We start from the raw sequence: 23,665 nt of genomic DNA, 5'->3' as shown, positions 1-23,665 counted from the left end.
GGGCGGGTGGAGAGGGAGCCGCGGGGAGCCGTGGGGCGGGCACGGAAAATGCCTGGTCGGCGGGGGGACGGGCGAACCATACTCGGAAGTGTGTTCCTGACGATCAGTACGACCGGCAACCAGGAGCGACCCGCGACCGATCTCGGCTTTCTGCTGCACAAGCATCCCGAGCGGGCGCAGGCGTTCTCGACCTCGCACGGCACCGCGCACGTCCTCTACCCCGAGGCGAGCGCCGAGCGGTGCACGGCTGCACTTCTCCTGGAGGTGGACCCCGTGGCGCTGGTGCGCCGCGGCAAGGGCAAGGGCCGGGGCGGCGCCCCGGACTCCGTGCTCGCGCAGTACGTGAACGACCGGCCCTACGCGGCGTCCTCGCTGCTCGCCGTCGCGCTCGCCAAGGTGTTCAAGTCGGCGCTGCACGGCGTCTGCCAGGCGATGCCCGAGCGGGCGGCCGCGCCGCTGCCGCTGCGCATCGAGGTTCCCGCGCTCCCCGCGCGGGGCGGCGCCGGTCTGGTGCGGGCGCTGTTCGAGCCGCTGGGCTGGGAGACGGTCGAGGCCGAACCGGTCGTCCTGGACGCGGAGTTCCCCGAGTGGGGCGACTCCCGGTACGTGCGCCTGGCCCTGGAGGGCGAGCTGCGGCTCGCGGATGCCCTCAACCACCTGTACGTGCTGTTGCCCGTGCTGGACGACGCGAAGCACTACTGGGTCGCGCCGGACGAGGTCGACAAGCTGCTGCGCGCCGGTGACGGCTGGCTGGCCGGGCACCCCGAGCGCCGGCTGATCACCGCCCGGTACCTCTCGCGACGTTGGGGCCTGGCCCGTGAGGCGACGGAGCGGCTCGAGCTGGTGCGGCTGGCCGAGGCCGAGGGGATGGACGTCGAGGAGGTCGACAACGCCGTCGACGAGACGACCGACACGGAGGAGCGGCCGGTGCCGCTCGCCGAGCGGCGCCGCGAGGCGATCCTCGCCGCGCTGGACGCCGCCGGAGCGACCCGTGTGCTCGACCTGGGCTGCGGGCAGGGGCAGTTGGTACAGGCCCTGCTGAAGGACGTCCGCTACACCGAGATCGTCGGCGTCGACGTGTCCGTCCGGGCCCTGACCGTCGCCGCGCGCCGACTGCGGCTGGACCGGATGGGGGAGCGGCAGGCCGCCCGCGTGAAGCTGGTGCAGGGCTCGCTCGCGTACACCGACAAGCGGCTGACCGGCTACGACGCCGCCGTGCTCAGCGAGGTGATCGAGCACCTGGACCTGCCGAGGCTGCCGGCCCTGGAGTACGCGGTGTTCGGTTCGGCGCGGCCGCGCACGGTCCTGGTGACCACGCCGAACGTCGAGTACAACGTGCGCTGGGAGTCGCTCCCGGCCGGGCACGTCCGGCACGGTGACCACCGCTTCGAATGGACCCGCGAGGAGTTCCGGAGCTGGGCGGCCGAGGTGGCCCGGCAGTACGGGTACGGCGTCGGGTTCACCCCCGTCGGCCCCGACGACCCCGAGGTCGGACCGCCCACCCAGATGGCCGTCTTCACCCGCGACGACGCCGCCCCGCCGGTTGCCACCGTGCCGGTCGTCACCCGGACCGAGGCGACCTCACCGGTCGTCACCCGGACCGAGGCCGCCGCGCCGGTCGCCACCCGCACCGGGGCCGTCCCGGCGGCGCACGCCCCGGCCGGCTCCGCCCTCACCGACGAGACCTTGAAGGAGGTCACGGCATGACCCGCACGCTGCCCGTCACGGACCTTTCCCTCGTCGTGCTCGTCGGCGCCACGGGGTCCGGCAAGTCCACGTTCGCGCGACGGCACTTCAAGCCGACCGAGGTCGTCTCGTCCGACTTCTGCCGGGGCCTCGTCGCCGACGACGAGAACGACCAGTCCGCGAGCAAGGACGCCTTCGACGTCCTCCACTACATCGTGGGCAAGCGCCTGGAGGCGGGGCGGCTGACCGTCGTCGACGCCACCAACGTGCAGCAGGAGGCCCGGCGCCAGCTGGTGCGGCTGGCCAGGTCGCACGACGTGCTGCCGATCGCGATCGTCCTCGATCTGCCCGAGGACGTGTGCCGCGACCGGAACGCCGGGCGCCCCGACCGGGCGGACATGCCCGCGCACGTCATCCAGCGCCACCGGCGTGAGCTGCGCCGCTCGCTGCGGGGTCTGGAGCGCGAGGGCTTCCGCAAGGTCCACGTCCTGCGTTCGGTGGAGGAGGTGGAGGAGGCCGGTGTCGTCCTGGAGCGCCGCTTCAACGACCTGCGCCACCTCACCGGCCCCTTCGACGTCATCGGCGACATCCACGGCTGCCGCTCCGAGCTGGAGACCCTGCTCGGCAAGCTGGGGTACGTCGACGGCCACCACCCCGAAGGGCGTACGGCCGTCTTCGTCGGCGACCTCGTCGACCGGGGGCCCGACTCGCCCGGCGTCCTGCGCCGCGTGATGGGCATGGTCGCCTCGGGCGACGCGCTGTGCGTGCCCGGAAACCACGAGAACAAGCTGGGCCGCTGGCTGAAGGGGCGGAAGGTCCAGGAGACGCACGGACTGGCCGAGACCATCGAGCAGCTGGCGGGCGAGACCGACGAGTTCCGGGCCCAGGTCGCGGAGTTCATCGACGGACTGGTCAGCCACTACGTGCTCGACGGCGGCGACCTGGTCGTCTGTCACGCGGGTCTGCCGGAGAAGTACCACGGCCGTACGTCGGGCCGGGTCCGTTCCCACGCGCTGTACGGGGACACCACCGGGGAGACCGACGAGTTCGGGCTGCCCGTGCGCTACCCGTGGGCGGAGGACTACCGGGGCCGCGCCGCGGTCGTGTACGGGCACACGCCCGTGCCGAACACCTCCTGGGTCAACAACACGATCTGCCTCGACACCGGGGCCGTCTTCGGCGGGAAGATGACCGCGCTGCGCTGGCCGGAGCGCGAGCTCGTCGACGTACCGGCCGAGCGCGTCTGGTACGAGCCGGCCCGGCCGCTCGCCACCGACGCGCCCGGCGGCCACCAGGGGCGCCCCCTGGACCTGGCCGACGTGCACGGCCGGCGGATCGTGGAGACCCGGCACCTCGGCAACGTGGCCGTACGGGAGGAGAACGCGGCGGCGGCCCTGGAGGTCATGAGCCGTTTCGCGGTCGACCCGCGGCTGCTCGCCTACCTGCCGCCGACGATGGCGCCGACCGCCACCTCGCGCACCGACGGGTACCTGGAGCACCCGGCCGAGGCCTTCGCCCAGTACCGGGCGGACGGCGTCGAGCGGGTCGTGTGCGAGGAGAAGCACATGGGCTCCCGGGCCGTGGCCCTGGTCTGCCGCGACGAGGAGGCGGCCCGGGAGCGCTTCGGCGTCACCGGGGTGACCGGCGCGCTGCACACCCGTACCGGACGGCCCTTCTTCGACGACGCCGCCGTCACCGAGGAGGTGCTCGGCCGGCTGCGGACCGCGATCGGCGCCGCCGGGCTGTGGGACGAGCTCGACACGGACTGGCTGCTGCTCGACGGCGAGCTGATGCCGTGGTCGCTCAAGTCGGCCGGGCTGCTGCGCGCGCAGTACGCGGCGGTCGGCGCGGCGTCCGGCGCCGCCCTCCCGGGGGCGATCGGCGCCCTGGAGCGGGCGGTGGGACGCGGGGTCGACGGGATCGACGGGCTGCTCGCCCGGCAGCGGGAGCGGGCCGTGGACGCGGCGGCGTTCACGGAGGCGTACCGCAGGTACTGCTGGCCGACCGAGGGCCTGGACGGGGTGCGCTTCGCGCCCTTCCAGCTCCTGGCGGGGCGCGGCCGTTCGCTGGCCGCCGTCCCGCACGACGAGCAGCTCGCCTGGATCGACCGGCTCGTGGAGCACGATCCGACGGGGCTTCTCCAGGTCACCCGCAGGCTCGTCGTCGACACCGGCGACGAGGTCTCGGTCCGGGCCGGCACCGACTGGTGGCTGGAGCTGACGGCCGCCGGCGGCGAGGGCATGGTCGTGAAGCCGCTCGCGGCGCTCGTCCGCGACCCCAAGGGCCGGCTCGGCCAGCCGGGCGTCAAGGTGCGCGGCCGGGAGTACCTGCGGATCATCTACGGCCCCGAGTACACCCGGCCGGAGAACCTGGAGCGGCTGCGCCAGCGCTTCCTCGGTCACAAGCGGTCGCTGGCGCTGCGCGAGTACGCCCTCGGCCTGGAGGCGCTCGACCGGCTCGCGGGCGGTGAGCCGCTCTGGCGGGTCCACGAGGCCGTCTTCGCGGTCCTCGCGCTCGAATCGGAGCCGGTCGACCCGAGGCTCTGACGCGGCCGCCGCGACGGGCGGGCCGAGGAGAAGGTTCCGGGGCGGCTTCGCGAAGCCTTCACGAGGGTTCAGCGAAGCCGCCGCTCGGCCGCCGACGGGGGGCGCAGGGGTGCCGGGGACGGCGCTCCCCTGCGCCCCTCGTGCTCGTTGACGCGTTTCTTCCGCACCCTTTAGCGTTCTTCACCCCATCATGTGACAGGGCGTCAACTCTGTTACCGAGATGGCCACATGGGGTGGGAACAAGTGCACGAAAGAAGCCGGTCGACCACCGGCGAGTGGTCTTCCCCGGAAGGTCACGCGGACGGTACGGGGGTGAGTGGGTCATGAGTCTCTTCGGCCAGGACCGCTCCTTCCTCCACGCTCCGCCCGCGGCCGACCGGCGGACCCTGCTCGCCGCAGGCGCCCGGCGCGTCCACGGCCCCGGGGAGGTGGTGATCCGCGAACGCGACACCAGCGCCCACGTCCTCGCGCTGCTCTCCGGCGACCGGTTCCGGCGCTTCCCCGCCGCCCGGCCGCACACCACCTCGCCGATCATGTGCCGGCTCGCCACCCGGCTCCGCAGCGCCGACGTCGAACGCCGGTCGCTCGCCTCCGGGACCGTCCTCCAGCACCTCGCGGCCCGGCTCGTCGAACCGCCCGAGCGCGCGGGCCGGCGCGCCGACGCCGGCACGGTGCTCGAACTCCCGCTGCCCCGGCACGACCTGGCCGCGACCACCGGAGCCATCCGGAAGGCGGTGGCCAAGGCCCTGCGCCTGCTGCGGGAGCAGGACGTCGTCCGCACCGCGAACCGCACCGCCGTCGTCATCGACACGCGGGTCCCGGTGCTGCTCGCCGAGGGGCGTGCGCGCCCCGGTGCGGAACGGGCGGACGAATCTCCGCCGGATGGGTGAACGGCCACATCGCCGGCCGCGGAAGGCGACCAGTCCGGACACGGGCCACCGACGAGGAACCGAACGGCACCGAGCGGAACCGAGCGGGAGCCGAACGGCACCGAGCGGAACCGAGCGGGAACCGAGCGGCAGCCCAGCACCACGGCATCAAAGCGACACCAGGCCTCACACAGGGAGTCCGAGTGAGCAGTGCGGGAGCGAACGGAGTTGCGGGCGGGATCCACCGGTTCGTCGTCTTCGGCGCCATCTGCGGTTCCGGGGCGATGGGCACGGCGGAGAAGGAACTGCACCGGGCCGCGATGTACGCCGCCTTCGACGAGGCGTACAGCTCCGTCGGAGTCGAGCCGGGCACCTTCCACCAGGAGGACCGGGGCGACGGCATCCTCGCGGCCCTGCGCCCCGACGTGCCGCCGACCCTCATGGTCGGCCGGTGGATCGACACCCTCTACGAGAGCCTGCGCGAGCACAACACGGGCCGGAGTGGGCGGCTGCGGCTGCGGATCGGCATGAACGCGGGACTCGTGGTCCAGGACCGGCACGGGCCGGCCGGCCGGGCGGTCGACCTCGCCGCCCGGCTCTGCGACAGCGCCCCGGCCAAGCGGCTCATGGCCGAGGCGCCCGAGGTCGACCTGCTCGTGGTGACCTCCGACTGGCTGTACGAGAACGTGGTCGCCCTCGGCGGTCGTTACGTGGAACCGGGCCACTACCGGCAGGTCCCCGTCCGGTCCGAGGAGAGCGAAGAGACCGCCTGGTTCCACGTGCCGCGCAGGACCGCGCCGCCGCTCGCCGACGAGGGGGAGACGGTGCCCGAGGGGGAGACGGTGCCCGAGGGAGAGCTGAGGCTCAAGGGGGAGCGGGCACCGGCCGGGGGTGCACGGACCGGCGTTGGGCCGTCGCGGGGGGACGGCCCAACGCCCCGTACCGGGAGCGGGAGCCGTACGCACCACGTCGGGGGAGACCTGCTCGACGTCCACGGCAACACCGTCCACGGCAATATCGTTCACGGCGATCTCACGGGCGTCCGCAAGACCGCGCGGGCGGGTGAGCCGGAGTGAGCGATCAGGACGGCCGCGGCCCCGACCGCCGCGGAGTCGACCGCCAGGGACCCGACGGGCGGGCACGGCAGCGGTACGAGGAGCAGGGCGGGCGCGCCGGGGGCGGGCGGGGACGGGAGGGGGACGCCGACTCCCCGGGACGGCCGCGGGGCCCGCTGCTGCGGGAGTACGCGCCCCCGTACCGTCGCCGCAGCGGCCGGATCGCCGCGGTGCTTCTCTACCGCAACGGCGGCCACCGCGTGGTCTGGCCGGACCGCAAGGAGGACGTCGACAAGCCCCTCATCGGCTCCCCGTACACCGTCTTCGAGGTGCAGCTGGGGCGCAACGTGACGGAGTCCAGGTTCCGACTGCCCGCCGCCGGCGACGGGGTGTTCTTCGAGGCGGTCGCCCGGATCCAGTGGACGGTGACCGACCCTCACCTCGTCGTCCAGGAGCAGGTCGAGGACGTCGCCGAGCTGCTCCACGCCGAGCTGCTCGACGGGCTCCGCCGGCTCTCCCGGAGGTTCCGGATCACCGACGCCCAGCGTGCCGACGAGGCCGTGCGCGAGGCACTGGGCACCGGCCGCCTCAGCCTCGGCAGGGACATCGGTCTGCGGACCCGGATCCACGTCTTCATCGACCTGGAGGAGTCCGTCAAGGCCGAGGTCCGCCGCCGCGACCGGATCGACATCACCATGGAGGCCGACGCGCGCGAGGCAGAGGCGGAGCGCCGCAAGGACGCGGCCGAGCGCGCGATGATCGCCGACCGCGCCCGGGAGATCGAGGCCCTCTTCCGGCGCGGCGACCTCACCCGGATCGCCCACCACATGGCGGCCCACCCCGAGAAGCAGTGGGAGATACGCAACCAGCTCCAGCAGGAACGGCGCCAAGGGCAGGAGGACTGCCTCGCGGTCCTCACCCGGCTCCTGGACACCGGGGTCCTCGAACGCCACGACATCGGCGAGCAGATGCACCAGGTGCTGATGTACCTGCGCTCCGGACCGGCACCATCGGCATCACCGACCGCGTCCCCGCCCCCTCCGGCAGCGTGGGTCCGCGCTCCCCGCGCCGTCGAGGAGCACCGTCCCGAACCCGGCCGCCCGGACCGGGACGACGACCCGCCGACCACGGCGGGTGACCGCGAGCGGGGCGACGACCCGCCCCGCGCCCGGGTCTACGACCCGACCCGCGTCGAGTCGGGCTCGGACCGCGAACTCGACCGGGGCGACCGGGACTGGGACCGCGGCCACGACCGGTACGAGCGCTATGACCGCTACGACCGCGACGACCCCTACGACCGCGAGCGCCCCGACCGCGACCGCCCCGACCGCGGCCGCGGCTCCTCCCGGGCCGCCCGTCCCGCCCGGCCCAGCGCCGACTTCGACGACTGGGACGACGGGTGACGACCCCGGACGGCACCCCGGCCCGTACGCCCGACGGCTCCCGCGGCGCCTCGGGGCAGGCCCGGCGCCGGGGAGCCGACCCGGCCCCACGTGACCGTCCCGGACCGGCCGGCGGCGGCCCGGCCTGATCCGAAAGGCAGGCCGTGGCCGCCCGGCTCCGTCAGGATGGGCCCATGGGATTCCATGTCGACTCCGAGACCGGGCGGCTGCGCCGCGTCATCCTGCATCGGCCCGATCTGGAGCTGAAGCGGCTCACCCCGTCCAACAAGGACGCCCTTCTCTTCGACGACGTGCTCTGGGTGCGGCGCGCCCGGCAGGAGCACGACGGCTTCGCCGACGTGCTGCGCGACCGGGGGGTGGTGGTGCACCTCTTCGGGGACCTGCTGAGCGAGGCCCTGGACGTGCCGGCCGCCCGCGCCCTGGTCCTGGACCGGGTCTTCGACGAGAAGGCGTACGGGCCGCTGGCCGCGGATCACCTGAGGTCGGCGTTCGACTCGCTGGACGCCGTCGCGCTCTGCGAGGCGCTCGTCGGCGGGATGACGAAGCGGGAGTTCCTGGCGGCGCACCGGGAGCCGACTTCGGTCCGTTTCCACGCGCTCGACCTGGACGACTTCGTGCTCGGTCCGCTGCCGAACCACCTCTTCACCCGGGACACCTCGGCCTGGATCTACGACGGCGTCTCCATCAACGCGATGCGGTGGCCGGCCCGGCAGCGCGAGACGGTGCACTTCGAGGCGATCTACAAGCACCATCCGCTGTTCACGGGCCCGGAGGCGGGGTCCTTCCACCACTGGTCGGAGGGGCAGGCCGACTACCCGTCGACGATCGAGGGCGGCGACGTCCTGGTCATCGGCAACGGCGCCGTCCTCATCGGGATGAGCGAGCGCACCACGCCGCAGGCGGTGGAGATGCTGGCCAGGGGCATGTTCGCGGCCGGTTCGGCGCGCACGATCGTCGCGCTCGACATGCCGAAGCGGCGGGCGTTCATGCACCTGGACACGGTGATGACGATGGTCGACCAGGACACGTTCACCCAGTACGCGGGGCTCGGCATGCTCCGCTCGTACACGATCGAACCGGGCGACGCGGGCCATCCCCTGCGGGTGACGGACCATCCGCCGGAGCGGATGCACAGCGCCATCGCGGCGGCCCTCGGCCTCCAGGAGATCCGGGTCCTCACGGCGACCCAGGACGTGCACGCGGCCGAGCGCGAGCAGTGGGACGACGGGTGCAACGTGCTGGCGGTGGAGCCCGGCGTGGTCGTGGCGTACGAGCGCAACGTCACGACCAACACGCATCTGCGCAAGCAGGGCATCGAGGTGATCGAGATCCCCGGCAGCGAGCTGGGCCGGGGGAGGGGCGGCCCGCGCTGTATGAGCTGCCCGGTGGAGCGGGAGGCCGCCTGAGGGGCGCACGGGAGAGGTGACCGGAGGGGGCTGTATAGAAATGCTGATGCTCGTATAGACTTCCAGGGTCCCGACGGTCGTCCCCTCGTCGTCCCCCGACCCGTACCCCAGGAGCGCGTCCCATGGCCACAGACCTCATCGGCCGCCACTTCCTCAAGGAGCTGGACTTCACCGCCGAGGAGTTCCGCGCCCTGATCGCGCTCTCCGCCGAGCTCAAGGCCGCCAAGAAGGCGGGCACCGAGGTCCAGCGGCTGCGCGGCAGGAACATCGCGCTGATCTTCGAGAAGACCTCGACCCGCACCCGCTGCGCCTTCGAGGTCGCCGCCGCGGACCAGGGCGCCTCCACGACCTACCTGGACCCGTCGGGTTCGCAGATCGGCCACAAGGAGTCGGTCCGGGACACCGCCCGGGTCCTCGGCCGGATGTTCGACGGCATCGAGTACCGGGGCGACAGCCAGGCGGCGGTCGAGGAGCTCGCGGCCTACGCGGGAGTCCCCGTCTTCAACGGGCTCACCGACGACTGGCACCCCACCCAGATGCTCGCCGACGTGCTCACCATGACCGAGCACACGGCCAAGCCGCTCGACGGGATCACCTTCGCCTACCTCGGCGACGCCCGCTTCAACATGGGCAACTCCTACCTGGTCACCGGCGCCCTGCTCGGCATGGACGTGCGGATCGTCGCCCCCCGGGCGTACTGGCCGGCCGAGGAGGTCGTCGCCGCCGCCCGCAAGCTCGCCGAGACCAGCGGCGCCGTGATCACGCTCACCGAGGACGTGGCGGAGGGCGTCGGGGGTGCCGACTTCGTCGCCACCGACGTCTGGGTCTCCATGGGCGAGCCCAAGGAGGTCTGGGACGAGCGGATCGCCGCCCTCTCCCCGTACGCCGTGACCATGGACGTGCTGCGCGCCACCGGGAACCCGGACGTCAGGTTCCTGCACTGCCTGCCGGCCTTCCACGACCTGGGCACGGCCGTCGGCCGGGACATCCACGCCCGGCACGGCCTGACCGAGCTCGAGGTCTCCGACGAGGTCTTCGAGTCGGCCCACTCGGTCGTCTTCGACGAGGCCGAGAACCGGATGCACACGATCAAGGCGGTCCTCGTCGCGACGCTGGCCGGTCCGGCGGGGGAGTAGCTTCTCGCCCGGCCGAGCCCGGCCGAGCTCGACCGGGCCCGACCGGGCTCGGCCGGGGAGGGGCGCCGCGCGCGGCCCGTCACGGCTTCCGGCGCCGGCCCTGGGCCGGGATCCCCGGGAGCGTGAACCAGACCGCCTTGCCGTGCGCGGTCGGCCGGTGGCCGCAGTCGCTGCTGAGCGCGCGGATCAGGAGGAGGCCGCGGCCGTGCTCCTGCCAGGGGTCGACCTCCATGACGGGGTCGGGGCAGGTGAGGCGGCCGGGCCGGGCGGGTTCGGAGTCGTGGACCTCGATCTGGCACCCGCCGGGCGCCGAGAGCAGCTCCACGACCAGCTCGATGGGGCCCTGCCCGGCGGTGTGCTCGACCGCGTTGGCGACGAGCTCGGCCGTGAGCAGCTCGGCCGTGTCGCCGCAGGGGCGGTCGGCTGCCTCCGGGCCGATGTCGTCGAGCGCGGTGCGGATCAGGGTGCGGGCCAGCGGCACAGCGGCGGTGGTGTGCGGCAGCCGGACGCGCCAGGAGGTGACGGACCGGGCCGGGGCGGGGGCGGTGGCGCCGGAACCAGCGGCTCCGGGGTCGGGGATCTCCGGTCCGGTGGCGCAGGCGTCGATGCCTTCGGATCCGGCGGCTTCGTGTCCGGCGGCTCCGGGGTCGGGGGTCTCCGGTCCGGCGGCTCCGGATCCGGGGGTCTCCGGTCCGGTGGCGCCGGGGCCGGTGGCTTCGGGCATGGGCAGGCTCCCTTCACCGAGTGGGCGGTGGGCGAGTGGGGTGGAGGCATCCCGAGACGTCCTGGTTTCAACCTTAGAAGGTGCAAGATCCGCCCCCCAGGGCACCCCTTCCTCCCCGCCGGGGACTTCGGTCACGACCGTCCAGGGACCTTGTGAGGGCTTCACTCACAGCTCCTTTATCGCGTACTCGTGACGATAGTCACAGTACGGTGATACCCTCCGAACGGAGGAAGGAGGCCGTTCCGTATGAGCCCCTTTACCGGCTCCGCGCCCCGGACGCCCCACTGGAAGCACCTGCGCCTCGACATCGACCGGGGCGTCGCCACCGTGACCCTCGCCCGCCCGGCCAAACTCAACGCCCTCACCTTCGGGGCCTACGCCGACCTGCGCGACCTGCTCGCCGAGCTCTCCCGCGAGCGGACCGTCCGCGCCCTCGTCCTCGCCGGCGAGGGCAGGGGCTTCTGCTCGGGCGGCGACGTCGACGAGATCATCGGCGCCACCCTCTCGCTCGACACCGCCGCGCTCCTCGACTTCAACCGGATGACCGGCCAGGTCGTGCGGGCACTGCGCGAATGCCCCTTCCCGGTCGTCGCCGCCCTGCACGGCGTCGCCGCCGGCGCCGGCGCCGTCCTCGCCCTCGCCGCCGACTTCCGGATCGCCGACCCCACCACCCGCTTCGCCTTCCTCTTCACCCGGGTCGGCCTCTCCGGCGGGGACATGGGCGCGGCCTACCTGCTGCCCCGGGTCGTCGGCCTCGGCCACGCCACCCGGCTCCTCATGCTCGGCGAACCCGTCCACGCCGCCGAGGCCGAGCGCATCGGCCTGCTCAGCGAACTGACCGAGGAAGGCGCCGCCGACGCCCGCGCCGCCGACCTCGCCCGCCGCCTCGCCGACGGCCCCGCACTCGCCCTCGCCCAGACCAAGGCCCTGCTCACCGCCGAGCTCGACATGCCCCTCGCCGCCTCCGTCGAACTCGACGCGTCCACCCAGGCCCTCCTCATGCACGGCGAGGACTACGCCGAGTTCCACGCCGCCTTCACCGCCAAGCGCCCCCCGAAATGGCAGGGCCGGTAGCCATGGCCGCCACCCCGGACCCGCCCCGCCCGAGCGTCCCGGCATCCGCTCCGCCGCCCTCCCGCATCGCCGTCGTCGGAGGCGGCCCCGGCGGGCTCTACGCCGCCGCCCTCCTCAAGCGGCTCGACCCGGACCGCGAGGTCACCGTCTGGGAGCGGAACGAGCCCTCGGACACCTTCGGCTTCGGCGTGGTCCTCTCCGACGAGACGCTCGGGGGCATCAGGGACGCCGACCCGGCCGTGTACGAGGCGCTGCGCCGGGAGCTGGTCCGCTGGGACGACATCGACGTCGTGCACCGGGGCCACCGCACCACCTCCACCGGCCACGGCTTCGCCGCGCTCGGCCGGCGGCGGCTCCTGGAACTGCTCCACGTCCGCTGCGCCGAACTCGGCGTACGCCTCCGCTTCCGCACCGAGGCACCGCCCGCCGACGAGCTCGCCGCCACCCACGACCTGGTCGTCGCCGCCGACGGCGTGCACAGCCGCACCCGCGAGGCCCACGCCGCGCACTTCAGGCCCCGTATCACCCCGCACCGCTGCCGGTACATCTGGCTCGCCGCCGACTTCCCCTTCGACGCCTTCCGGTTCGAGATCGCCGAGACCGAGCACGGCGTGATGCAGATGCACGCCTACCCCTATGCGACCGACTCCTCCACCGTCATCGTCGAGATGCGCGAGGAGGTGTGGCGCGCCGCCGGGTTCCACGAGCTCGACGAGGCCGAGTCCACCGCCCGCTGCGCCAAGATCTTCGCCGAGGCGCTCGGCGGCCGGGAACTGCGCGCCCACAACTCCGCCTGGACCGCCTTCCGCACCGTCGTCAACGAGCGCTGGTCGTACGGCAACACCGTCCTCATCGGCGACGCCGCCCACACCGCGCACTTCTCCATCGGATCCGGCACCAAGCTGGCCGTCGAGGACGCCCTCGCCCTCGCCACCGCCATCGGCGAACACCCCGGCCTGGCCGAGGCGCTGACCGCGTACGAGAGCGGTCGCCGCCCCGTCGTCGAGTCCACCCAGCGCGCGGCGGCCGCCAGCCTCCGCTGGTTCGAGGAGCTCGCCGACCACGTCGACCGGCCGCCCCGCCGCTTCGCCTTCGACCTGCTCACCCGCAGCCGCCGCGTCACCCACGCCAACCTGCGGCTGCGCGACCCGGCCTTCACCGACACGGTCGAACGCGACTTCGGCTGCCCGCCCGGCACCCCGCCCATGTTCACGCCCTTCCGCCTGCGCGGGCTGACGCTGCGCAACCGGATCGTCGTCTCGCCCATGGACCTGTACGTCGCCGAGGACGGCGTACCCGGCGACTTCCACCTCGTCCACCTGGGCGCCAGGGCCCTCGGAGGCGCCGGACTCGTCATGACCGAGATGGTGTGCGTGAGCCCCGAGGGCCGCATCACCCCGGGCTGCTCCGGGCTCTGGGCCGACGAGCAGGCCGACGCCTGGAGCCGGATCACCGCCTTCGCGCACGCCCAGGCGCCCGGCACGGCGATCGGCGTCCAGCTCGGCCACTCCGGCCGCAAGGGCTCCACGCGCCGCATGTGGGAGGGCATCGACCAGCCCCTGCCCGAGGGCAACTGGCCGCTCGTCGCCGCCTCCCCCCTCCCGTACCGGGCCGGCGTCAACCAGACCCCCCGCGCCCTCGACCGCGCCGGACTCGCCGCCGTACGCGAGGAGTTCGCGGCCGCCGCCCGCCGGGCCGCCCGCTGCGACTTCGACCTCCTCGAACTCCACTGCGCCCACGGCTACCTGCTCTCCGGCTTCCTCTCCCCGCTCACCAACCACCGCACCGACGCCTACGGCGGAAGCCTCGACGCCCGGCTGCGCTTCCCGCTGGAGGTCTTCGACGCCGTACGGGAGGTGTGGCCCGACGACCGCCCGATGACCGTCCGCGTCTCGGCCACCGACTGGGCCGAGGGCGGGACGACCGCCGAGGACGCCGTCGCGATCGCCCGCGCCTTCGCCGCCCACGGCGCCGACGCCATCGACGTCTCCACCGGCCAGGTCGTCCCCGACGAGACGCCCGCCTACGGCCGCTCCTACCAGACCCCCTACGCCGACCGCATACGCGCCGCCACCGGCGTGCCCGTCGTCGCCGTCGGCGCCATCTCCTCCTGGGACGACGTCAACTCCCTCCTCCTGGCGGGCCGCGCCGACCTCTGCGCCCTCGCCCGCCCCCACCTCTACGACCCGCACTGGACCCTCCACGCCGCCGCCGAGCAGGGCTACGAAGGTCCGGCCGCGCCCTGGCCCGCCCCCTACCGCGCCGGCAGCCGCCGACCCCCCACGGGCCGCCGCGACTGAAACCCGCCCGGCGCCCCTGGACGCCCGCGTATGCCGGTGCGACGCGGGAGCATGGCGTGGGCACCACCGCTCCCCTTGAATGAGGACATGACAGAAAACAGGGGTGGGAAGGGTGCCGGGGCGGTCCTCGGCACGGCGACGGCGGCGACCGGACTCCTCGCGGGGGTGTGGTTCGCGTACGTCTGCTCGGTGATGCCGGCGCTGGCGCGGAGCGACGACCGCGTCTACGTCCAGGTGATGCGCGACATCAACGACGTCATCCAGAACCCGGCCTTCTTCACCGTGTTCCTCGGCGCCCCGCTCCTGGCGGCGGTGGCCGCCTGGCAGCACCGCGCCGGCCGCGCCCGCGCCTGGACGCTCGCCGCCCTCGTCCTCGCCGTCGCGGTCTTCCTCGTCACCTCCGCCGCGAACGTCCCCCTCAACGACGCCCTCGCCTCGGCCCAGGACCCGACGGCCGCCCGCGCCGCCTTCGCGGGCCCCTGGGTCGCCTGGAACGCCGTCCGAGCCGTCCTGACGACAGCGGGGTTCGCCTGTCTCCTCCGCGCGCTGGCCGTACGGAGCCGAGACCGGAACCCGAGCGGTGCAGGGGCGGGCACGCTCCGGCAGATGCACACCTAGGGAGCGACCACCGGCCGCACGAAGTCCGCGCCCCGGTCGCGCAGCAGCTCGTGCAGGGCGGCGAAGACCTCGGCCGAGCGGCGGCCGGGCCAGTCGTCCGGCAGCAGCTCGGCGGGGAGGACGGGGTCGGCGTACGGCAGGCGGCGCCAGGAGTCCAGGGCGAGCAGGTAGTCCCGGTAGGCGTCCTCGGCGCCGCCGGGCTCCGTCCGCCAGGCCCGCAGCACCGGCTCGTGGGCGGCGAGGAACTCCTCGTGGAGGCCGGCGATGGCCGGCAGGTCCCACCAGCGGGCCACCGCGTCGGCCGTCGCCGCGTAGCCCAGGTGGTCGCCCCGGAAGAGGTCCACGTACGGGGAGAGCTCCAGCCGCTCCAGGGCGTTGCGGGTCTCGTCGTACAGCCGCGCGGGCGCGACCCACACCCCCGGCGCCGCCGTGCCGAAGCCCAGCCGGGCGAGCCGGGAGCGCAGCAGGTGGCGCTTGTGCCGCTCGGCCTCCGGCACCGAGAAGACCGCCAGGACCCAGCCCTCGGACAGCTTCGGTTCGGTGCGGGCGTAGATCCGGCGGTCACCGTCGTCCAGGAGCCGCCGGGCGTCGTCCGACAGGGCGTATCCCGCCGCGCCGTCCGCCGTCCGGCCCGGCAGCAGCAGCCCGCGCCGCTTCAGCCGTGACACCGAGGAACGCACCGAGGGCGCGTCCACCCCGACCACGGCCAGCAGCCGGATGAGCCCGGCCACCGGCATCGGCGAACCGTCGGGCCCCCGGCCGTAGGCGCCGTAGAGGGAGACGATCAGGGAACGGGGAGTGTGCTGCTCGGCCACGTGATCACTTTAGGGGTTGTCCCGCCGATGGGACCCGCCTCGCGGCGTCCGGCACCGGAGGGGATCTTCCGACGGTCCCGCGCGGTCCGCCCAGGTCCGGCCCACGTGGGGCCCGGGGCCTCCCCGGTTCCGGCCGGGATCCCGCCCGGGTCTGCCCGGGTCGGCCCGGATCCCGCTCGGGTCCGGCCCGGCGCTGTCGGGGCCGCCCTCACTCCTTCTCCTCCTCCCGGAGCCGGAAGCGCTGGAGCTTGCCCGTCGCCGTGCGGGGCAGCGCGTCCAGGAAGACGATCTCCCGGGGCGTCTTGTACGGGGCGAGGCGGGCGCGGACGAAGGCCCGCAGGGCGGCGGCGGTGCCCGCGTCGCGCGGCACCCCGTCCCGTACCACCGTGTACGCCACGACGACCTGGCCGCGCAGCTCGTCGGGACGGCCCACCACCGCCGTCTCCACCACGTCCGGGTGGTCGAGGAGGGCCTCCTCGACCTGGGGCCCGGCGATGTTGTACCCGGCCGAGATGATCATGTCGTCGGCGCGCGAGACGTAGCGGAAGTAGCCGTCGGGCTCACGGACGTACGTGTCCCCCGTCAGGTTCCAGCCGTCCCGCACGTACTCGGCCTGACGCGGGTCGGCCAGGTAGCGGCAGCCCACCGGGCCGCGCACCGCGAGCAGCCCCTCGGTGCCGTCCGGGACGCCCCGGCCGTCCCGGTCCACGACCCTGGCCTGCCAGCCGGGCACCGGGCGGCCGGTGGTGCCCGGGCGGATGTCGCCGTCGGCGGCGGCGATGAAGATGTGCAGCAGCTCGGTCGCGCCGATGCCGTTGATCAGGCGCAGGCCCGTCCGCGCGTACCAGGCCTTCCACGTCGCCTCCGGCAGGTTCTCGCCGGCGGAGACGCAGCGACGCAGCGAGCTCACGTCCGGGGCGGTGCCGTCGGTCAGCTCGCCGAGCATCACGCGGTACGCCGTCGGGGCCGTGAAGAGCACCGAGACGCGGTTCCGCTCGATCGCCGCGAGCAGCTGCTTGGGGCCGGCCTGGGGGAGCAGGACCGCGCTCGCCCCGGCGCGCAGCGGGAAGACGACGAGCCCGCCGAGGCCGAAGGTGAAGGCGAGTGGCGGGGAGCCCCCGAAGACGTCGTCGGGCAGCGGGCGCAGGACGCGCGCGGAGAAGGTGTCGGCGACGGCGAGGACGTCCCGGTGGAAGTGCACGCAGCCCTTGGGGCGCCCGGTCGTGCCGGAGGTGAAGGCGATGAGGGCGACGTCGTCGGCGGCCGTCGCCACCGCCTCGTACGGGCCGGGGCGGCGGTCCGCGAGCGCCAGCAGGTCGTCCGGGTCGTCCCCGCCGAACGGGGTGACGCGGAGGCCGGGGATCCCGGCCCGGAGGAGTTCGTCGAGGGCGTGGACGTCGCACAGGGCGTGGGTGCAGCGGGCCGCGTCCGCCATCACGGCCAGTTCGGGGGCCCGCTGCTGGGCCAGGACGGTGACGGCGACGGCGCCCGCCTTCATCACGGCGAGCCAGCAGGCCGCCAGCCAGGGGGTGGTGGGGCCGCGCAGCAGGACCCGGTTGCCGGGCCTGACCTTCAGGTCGGAGGTGAGGACGTGGGCGATCCGGTCGACCCGGTCCCTGAGCTCTCCGTAGCTCCAGACCCCGCCCTCGCCGTCGTGGAAGGCCGGCCGGTCCGCGCCGAATCGTTCCACCGTGCGGTCGAGGAGTTCCCTCCCGCAGTTGAGCCGGTCGGGGTACGCGAGCTCCGGGAGGTCGAAGAGGAGACGCGGCCACCGGTCCGGCGGCGGCAGCCGATCTCGGGTGAAGGTGTCGAGGTGGGCCGAGGGTGTCAGCTCCATGAGTCCGTCCCCCTGTCGTGGTGGGGTCGCTCAACGCCACACGAGCGTATCGTGTTGGTGACGGCAGTCAACGGTCCGCGACAAGGAAGCCGGACGGCATGCGCCCGCCCCCGCCGGACGGTGCGGGAACGGAAGCGCCGCACGGCACAGGGACGAAGGCGCCCGAGGGCGTCAGGGAGGGCCCACATGCCCGCATTCTCGCTCGAACCGGAACAGACCACCTGGTGTGCGGAGCTCCGTACCCTCGCCGCCGAACGCCTGAAGCCCCTCGCGGAGAGGGGCGAACCCGGCCGGGTCAACCGCCCCCTCGTCGCCGCCCTCGGCGACCTCGGCCTCCTCGCCCGCCTCTTCGACGCGGGCGCCCTCGAACTGTGCCTCCTGCGCGAATCCCTCGCCCGCACCTGCACCGAGGCCGAGACCGCCCTCGCCCTCCAGGGCCTCGGCAGCCACCCCGTCGCCGCCTTCGGCACCCCCGCCCAGCGCGACCGCTGGCTCCCCGAGGTCACCGCGGGCCGGGCCGTCGCCGCCTTCGCCCTGTCGGAACCCGGCGCCGGTTCCGACGCCGCCGCCCTCGCCCTCGACGCCGTCCCCGACGGACGCGGCGGCTGGCACCTGCACGGCGAGAAACGGTGGATCTCCAACGCCCCCGAGGCCGACTTCGCCACCGTCTTCGCCCGTACCACCCCCGGCGCCGGCGCCCGTGGCGTCACCGCCTTCCTCGTCCCCGCCGACCGCCCGGGACTCGGCGGCGAACCCCTCGACATGCTCGCCCCGCACGCCCTCGGAACCCTCACCTTCGACGGCGTCCCCGTCGGCCCCGAGGACCTCCTCGGCGCACCCGACCAGGGCTTCCGGGTCGCCATGAACACCCTCAACCTCTTCCGGCCCAGCGTCGGCGCCTTCGCCGTCGGCATGGCCCAGGCCGCCCTCGACGCCGCCCTCGCCCACACCGCCGCCCGCCCCGCCTTCGGCGGTGTCCTCGCCGACCTCCAGGCCGTCTCGCACCGCATCGCCGACATGGCCACCCGCACCGAGGCCGCCCGCCTCCTCGTGTACGCCGCGGCCGCCGCGTACGACGCCGGCGACCCCGACGTGCCCCGCCGCTCCGCCATGGCCAAACTCCTCGCCACCGAGACCGCCCAGTACGTCGTCGACTCCGCCGTCCAGCTGCACGGCGCCGCCGCCCTCCAGCGCGGCCACCTCCTCGAACACCTCTACCGCGAGGTCCGGGCCCCCCGGATCTACGAGGGCGCCACCGAGGTCCAGCGCACCATCATCGCCAAGGAGCTGTACGCGACCCACGCCACCGCCCGCCCCACGGCACCGCACGCAGCCGGCCCCCACGCCACCGCCCGCCCCACCGCGCCGCACCCGCCGGAGCCGGTCGCGAGTGACCCGTACGCACGCGAGCAGGAGGTCCCGTCCGCATGAGCCTGCACCGGCACAACCCCGCCGAACTCGCCCCGCCCGCCGGGTTCACCCACGCCGTCACCGCCACCGGCACCCGGCTGGTCTTCCTCGCCGGGCAGACCGCCCTCGACACCGAGGGCAAGGTGGTGGGGGAGACCCTCCCCGAGCAGTTCACCACCGCCCTCGGCAATCTGCTCACAGCCCTGCGGCACGCCGGCGGCACCCCGGCCGACCTCGCGCGCGTCACCGTCTACACCACCGACGTCGACGACTACCGCGCCCACGCCCACGAACTCGGCCGCGTGTGGCGCCGGTTGGCGGGCCGCGACTACCCCGCGATGGCGGTCATCGGAGTCGTACGCCTCTGGGACGAGCAGGCGCGGGTGGAACTGGACGGCTTCGCCGTCCTGGACGAGCCGGCCCCCGCTTGATCAACTGGTCACCCGTGCGGGCCGGGCTTAGTGTCGAAAGGTGGACTGACCGGCCCACGGCTCACTCACCAGGCGAGTACCCGAGGCTCCCCAATGAGTACACCCAAGCCGACGACACCGGCACCGACCGCCACTTCCGGGAAGGGCGGTGACGGCAAGGGCATCGCCCTGTTCGTGATCGCGTCCTGCCAGCTGATGGTGGTCCTCGACATCACGATCGTGAACATCGCGCTCCCGCACATCCAGAGCGCCCTGGACTTCTCCACGACCAGCCTGTCCTGGGTCGTCAACGCCTACACCCTCACCTTCGGCGGCCTGTTGCTCCTCGGCGGCCGCGCCGGCGACATCCTGGGCAGGCGACGGGTCTTCATCTTCGGCGTGCTGCTCTTCGGACTCGCCTCCCTCTTCTGCGGACTCGCGCAGAGCGAGTGGCAACTCCTGGCGGCCCGGGCCCTCCAGGGCGTCGGCGGCGCCATCGCCTCGCCGACCTCCCTGTCCCTCATCACCACCACCTTCGACGAAGGCCCGGAACGCAACAGGGCCTTCGGCGTCTTCGCGGGCGTCTCGGCCGGCGGCGGCGCGATCGGCCTGGTGGCCGGCGGCATGCTCGTCCAATGGCTCGACTGGCGCTGGATCTTCTTCGTCAACGTCCCGATCGCCGTGGTCATCGCGCTGCTCACGCCCCGCCACGTCAAGGAGTCCGAGCGGCACCCCGGTCACTTCGACCTCGCCGGCGCGCTCACCTCGACCCTCGGCATGGTGGCCCTGGTGTACGGATTCATCCGGGCCGCGCAGGAAGGCTGGAGCGACCCCTACACGATCGGCTCCTTCGTCGCCGCCGTCGTCCTCCTGGCGGCGTTCATCCTGATCGAGCGGCGCTCCCAACAGCCCATCACACCGCTGCACATGTTCGCCGACCGCAACCGCTCGGGCACCTACGTCATCATGCTCTGCCTGGCGGCGGCCATCTTCGGGATGTTCTTCTTCCTCACCCTGTTCGTGCAGCAGGTGCTCGGCTTCAGCCCCCTGGCGACCGGCCTCGCGTTCCTGCCGGTCAGCGCCATCATCGGGGTCGGCGCCGGCCTCACGTCCAACCTGCTGCCCCGCTACGGCCCCAAACCCTTCATGGTGACCGGCTCGGTGCTCGCAGCGGTCGGCCTCTCCTGGCTGACGCTCACCGACGTGAACTCGACCTACCTGGGCAGCATCCTCGGCCCGATCCTCGTCTTCGGCCTCGGCATGGGCCTGATGTTCGTCTCCCTCACCATCATGGCCCTGTCCAACGTCGAGCCCCAGGAATCCGGCGCCGCCTCCGGCCTCCTCAACGCCATGCAGCAGGTGGGCGGTTCGCTCGGCCTCTCCATCCTCGTCACCGTCTTCGGCACCGCCAGCCGCAACGAGGCCGACGTCCAGGTCCCGGCCTTCCTCTCCCAGGCCGGCCCCCTCGAGAAGGCCCGCTTCGCCGAGACCGGCCAACTCCCCCCTCCCTACGCCGACCAGGTCCTCACCTCCGGCGTCTCCGCGGGCTTCGTCACCGCCGCCGTCTTCGCCGTCGTCGGCGCCCTCGTCGCCCTCTTCGTCATCCAGGTCCGCGCCTCCGACATCGAGCGCCTCAAGGGCGGCATGGGCCCCCCGGGCATGGGCTGACCCCGCGACCCGCGGCGGGACGAACGACGACCGAGGCGAAGCCGACCGGCTTCGCCTCGGTCGTCACCGACGGCGGACGCCGCCGCCGGGCGCACCGGGTGGGGGTGCCGGGTGGGGGCGCGGGCGGAGGGGCCGGGAAATCGGCCGACAGAAGACGTTTTTATGCCTATATGTTCTCTTTATGTGGGTATGAGCCGGTGAGCAAGCGCCCTATCTCCTCAGGAGGCAGTCATGGCGTCAACGCACCGCGCACCCATCGACGAACATCCCGATCTCGTGGAACTGCGCGCACGGCACGACCGGGCCGCCGCGACTCCGCGCGCCCAGATGATCGAGGCACTCGCCCTGATCACCGGCCTCTACCTCGCGGCGTCCCCGTGGATCGCCGGTTTCAACGGCTTCACCACCCTGGCCGTCACCAACCTCATCGCCGGAATCGCCTACATGCTTCTCCTCGGAGGCCTGGGCAACTCCTACGAGCGAACGCACTCCATGGCCTGGGCGGCAGCCGCCATCGGCATCTGGACCTGCGTCGCCCCGTGGGTCGTCGCCGGTGATGTCGCCCATACCCGCTCGATCACCAGCAACCTGATCACCGGTGCCGTCGCCACCCTCCTCGCCCTCGCGGCCGCCTCCGCCGCCCGTGACCGCGAGCCCCGGCGTACCGGTAAGGGCCCCTCGGTCGGAGGCGGTCGCCCCATGTCCTAGACGGACGATGACCGACTGCCGCCCGCGCCGCCAGGAGCCCTCTCCTGGCGGCCTGCTCGTGGGCGTCTCGTGGGCGTGACGGGGTGCACCCGGCGCGCGTGGCCCCGTGGCCCACGCCCGCCGTATGGATGGTCCTCGTGGTGAAGGCGAAGAAATCCGCAGGTCGGCGCCCGTGTGCCGAAACGACGGGTGTGCGGACCGCGTGTTACGGCGTTTGTCCGGCGATGATCCGCCTAGGGTAATTCTGCCCGTCTGCGTCCCCTTCGTCCCTCACGGAGTTCTCATGGTCACCTCCACGGAGCCACCCACCCTCGTGCCGGTGAGGAAGAGAGGCCGGGGACGTGTCGTCGTGGACTGGCTGACGACGACGGACCACAAGAAGATCGGGCATCTCTACCTCATCACGTCGTTCGTGTTCTTCCTGCTCGGCGGGGTGATGGCCCTCCTGATCCGCGCGGAGCTGGCGCGGCCCGGCCTGCAGATCCTCTCGCCCGAGCAGTACAACCAGACGTTCACGCTGCACGGCACGGTGATGCTGCTGCTCTTCGCGACGCCGACCTTCGCCGGCTTCGCCAACGCGATCATGCCCCTGCAGATCGGCTCGCCCGACGTCGCCTTCCCGCGGCTGAACATGTTCTCCTACTGGCTGTTCCTGTGCGGCGGCCTGATCGCCTTCGCGGGAGTGTTCACCAGCCAGGGCACCGCCGACTTCGGCTGGACCGCCTACACCCCGCTCAGCGGCGGGGAGCGCACCCCGTACGTCGGCGCCGACATGTGGATCATGGGTCTCGCGCTCGGTGGCTTCGGGACGATCCTGGGCGCGGTCAACTTCATCACCACGATCATCTGCATGCGCGCCCCGGGGATGACGATGTTCCGGATGCCGATCTTCACCTGGAACGTGCTGCTGACGTCGGTGCTGGTGCTGTTCGCGTTCCCCGTGCTGGCGGCGGCGCTGTTCGCGCTGGAGGCGGACCGGCAGTTCGGGGCGCACATCTACGATCCGCAGAACGGCGGAGCGCTGCTGTGGCAGCACCTGTTCTGGTTCTTCGGGCATCCCGAGGTCTACATCATCGCGCTGCCGTTCTTCGGGATCGTCACCGAGATCCTGCCCGTCTTCTCCCGCAAACCGATCTTCGGTTACGTGGGCCTCGTCGGCGCCACGATCGCGATCGCCGGCCTGTCGGTCACCGTCTGGGCACACCACATGTTCGCCACCGGAGCGGTGCTGCTGCCGTTCTTCTCCTTCATGACCTTCCTCATCGCCGTGCCCACGGGGGTGAAGTTCTTCAACTGGATCGGCACCATGTGGAAGGGGTCCATCTCCTTCGAGACGCCGATGCTGTGGTCGATCGGCTTCCTGGTGACGTTCCTGTTCGGCGGGCTGACCGGCATCATCCTCGCCTCGCCGCCCATGGACTTCCAGGTCACCGACAGCTACTTCGTCGTCGCCCACTTCCACTACGTCGTCTTCGGCACGGTCGTCTTCGCGATGTTCGCCGGGTTCTACTTCTGGTGGCCGAAGATGACCGGCACGATGCTCGACGAACGCCTCGGCAAGATGCACTTCTGGACGCTGTTCATCGGGTTCCACATGACCTTCCTCGTCCAGCACTGGCTGGGCGCCGAGGGCATGCCGCGCCGCTACGCCGACTACCTGCAGGCCGACGGCTTCACCGCCCTCAACTCCTTCTCCTCCATCGGGGCCTTCCTCCTGGGCATGTCCACCCTGCCGTTCCTCTACAACGTCTGGAAGACCGCCAAGACCGCCCCTCGCGTCACCGTCGACGACCCCTGGGGCTTCGGCCGCTCCCTCGAATGGGCCACGTCGTGTCCCCCGCCCCGCCACAACTTCCTCACCCTGCCGAAGATCCGCTCCGAGTCCCCCGCCTTCGACCTGAACTACCCCGGCCTGGCGGCCCTCGACCACGGCCGGACGCACAAGCGGGACGTCATCGACGACCCCGGCGCCGCGCAGAGCCCCGAGGGGGGCCGGTAAG

At 73.1% G+C, this 23,665-nt stretch carries 18 protein-coding genes; 15 read left to right on the top strand and 3 right to left on the bottom strand.

Annotated elements, in window-relative coordinates; genetic code table 11:
- Positions 1–90: 90 nt before the first annotated feature.
- The 7 genes from AC067A_RS29420 to argF all read left to right on the top strand — a co-directional run bounded on the left by AC067A_RS29420 (position 91) and on the right by argF (position 10,101).
- A complete protein-coding gene (locus tag AC067A_RS29420) occupies positions 91–1,707 on the top strand; it encodes a 3' terminal RNA ribose 2'-O-methyltransferase Hen1 (protein WP_479245531.1) in 1,617 nt (538 codons plus the stop codon).
- Positions 1,704–4,232 carry a polynucleotide kinase-phosphatase gene (locus AC067A_RS29415; protein WP_479245530.1) on the top strand — a complete coding sequence of 843 codons (2,529 nt, stop codon included), beginning with the start codon at positions 1,704–1,706 and terminating at the stop codon, positions 4,230–4,232. Before AC067A_RS29420 ends, AC067A_RS29415 begins: the two co-directional genes overlap by 4 nt.
- Before the next feature lie 323 nt (positions 4,233–4,555).
- Positions 4,556–5,122, top strand: coding sequence for a helix-turn-helix domain-containing protein (locus AC067A_RS29410; RefSeq protein ID WP_479245528.1), 567 nt, complete (start codon positions 4,556–4,558; stop codon positions 5,120–5,122).
- A 182-nt stretch (positions 5,123–5,304) separates the two neighbouring features.
- Positions 5,305–6,177: a nucleotidyl cyclase domain-containing protein gene (locus AC067A_RS29405; protein ID WP_479245526.1), complete on the top strand. Its 873-nt coding sequence runs from the start codon at positions 5,305–5,307 to the stop codon at positions 6,175–6,177.
- Positions 6,174–7,559, top strand: a complete 1,386-nt coding sequence (locus AC067A_RS29400) for a hypothetical protein (RefSeq protein ID WP_479245525.1) — start codon at positions 6,174–6,176, stop codon at positions 7,557–7,559. Before AC067A_RS29405 ends, AC067A_RS29400 begins: the two co-directional genes overlap by 4 nt.
- 173 nt (positions 7,560–7,732) lie before the next feature.
- A complete protein-coding gene (locus tag AC067A_RS29395; RefSeq protein ID WP_479245524.1) occupies positions 7,733–8,965 on the top strand; it encodes an arginine deiminase in 1,233 nt (410 codons plus the stop codon).
- A 122-nt stretch (positions 8,966–9,087) separates the two neighbouring features.
- On the top strand, positions 9,088–10,101 hold the full coding sequence (argF, locus tag AC067A_RS29390) for an ornithine carbamoyltransferase (protein WP_479245522.1): 1,014 nt from the start codon (positions 9,088–9,090) through the stop codon (positions 10,099–10,101).
- Positions 10,102–10,180: 79 nt separating this feature from the next.
- Here argF and AC067A_RS29385 read toward each other — a convergent pair whose 3' ends face one another.
- Entirely contained in the window at positions 10,181–10,681 is a 501-nt protein-coding gene (locus AC067A_RS29385; RefSeq protein WP_479245635.1) for an ATP-binding protein, read from the bottom strand.
- A 390-nt stretch (positions 10,682–11,071) separates the two neighbouring features.
- On the opposite strand from AC067A_RS29385, the gene AC067A_RS29380 reads away from it, so the two are divergent.
- The 3 genes from AC067A_RS29380 (at position 11,072) to AC067A_RS29370 (ending at position 14,817) form a co-directional block, all read left to right on the top strand.
- Positions 11,072–11,899: an enoyl-CoA hydratase family protein gene (locus tag AC067A_RS29380; RefSeq protein ID WP_479245520.1), complete on the top strand. Its 828-nt coding sequence runs from the start codon at positions 11,072–11,074 to the stop codon at positions 11,897–11,899.
- A gap of 2 nt (positions 11,900–11,901) precedes the next feature.
- Positions 11,902–14,199, top strand: a complete 2,298-nt coding sequence (locus AC067A_RS29375; RefSeq protein WP_479245518.1) for a bifunctional salicylyl-CoA 5-hydroxylase/oxidoreductase — start codon at positions 11,902–11,904, stop codon at positions 14,197–14,199.
- Between the two features lie 87 nt (positions 14,200–14,286).
- Positions 14,287–14,817, top strand: a complete 531-nt coding sequence (locus tag AC067A_RS29370) for an anthrone oxygenase family protein (RefSeq protein WP_479245516.1) — start codon at positions 14,287–14,289, stop codon at positions 14,815–14,817.
- On the opposite strand, the gene AC067A_RS29365 is transcribed toward AC067A_RS29370, so the two are convergent.
- Positions 14,814–15,632, bottom strand: a complete 819-nt coding sequence (locus AC067A_RS29365; protein ID WP_479245514.1) for a PaaX family transcriptional regulator — start codon at positions 15,630–15,632, stop codon at positions 14,814–14,816. The two genes, AC067A_RS29370 and AC067A_RS29365, sit on opposite strands and share 4 nt — an antisense overlap.
- Before the next feature lie 208 nt (positions 15,633–15,840).
- A complete protein-coding gene (locus tag AC067A_RS29360) occupies positions 15,841–17,469 on the bottom strand; it encodes an AMP-binding protein (RefSeq protein WP_479245513.1) in 1,629 nt (542 codons plus the stop codon).
- Between the two features lie 186 nt (positions 17,470–17,655).
- On the opposite strand from AC067A_RS29360, the gene AC067A_RS29355 reads away from it, so the two are divergent.
- The 5 genes from AC067A_RS29355 to ctaD all read left to right on the top strand — a co-directional run bounded on the left by AC067A_RS29355 (position 17,656) and on the right by ctaD (position 23,664).
- Positions 17,656–18,900, top strand: a complete 1,245-nt coding sequence (locus AC067A_RS29355; protein ID WP_479245512.1) for an acyl-CoA dehydrogenase family protein — start codon at positions 17,656–17,658, stop codon at positions 18,898–18,900.
- Complete coding sequence (locus tag AC067A_RS29350; RefSeq protein WP_479245510.1) at positions 18,897–19,310, top strand: RidA family protein; 414 nt, start codon at positions 18,897–18,899, stop codon at positions 19,308–19,310. The genes AC067A_RS29355 and AC067A_RS29350 overlap by 4 nt, the downstream gene beginning before the upstream one ends.
- A gap of 93 nt (positions 19,311–19,403) precedes the next feature.
- Complete coding sequence (locus tag AC067A_RS29345; protein WP_479245509.1) at positions 19,404–20,957, top strand: MFS transporter; 1,554 nt, start codon at positions 19,404–19,406, stop codon at positions 20,955–20,957.
- Between the two features lie 231 nt (positions 20,958–21,188).
- Positions 21,189–21,665 (top strand): SPW repeat protein, encoded by a 477-nt coding sequence (locus tag AC067A_RS29340; RefSeq protein ID WP_479245507.1) that lies wholly within the window; start codon positions 21,189–21,191, stop codon positions 21,663–21,665.
- A 283-nt stretch (positions 21,666–21,948) separates the two neighbouring features.
- A complete protein-coding gene (gene ctaD / locus AC067A_RS29335; protein ID WP_479245506.1) occupies positions 21,949–23,664 on the top strand; it encodes an aa3-type cytochrome oxidase subunit I in 1,716 nt (571 codons plus the stop codon).
- Position 23,665: the final 1 nt, after the last annotated feature.

This window comes from Streptomyces sp. NPDC043176 (genome assembly GCF_056436715.1).
This window is presented reverse-complemented; position numbering and strand designations above follow the sequence as displayed.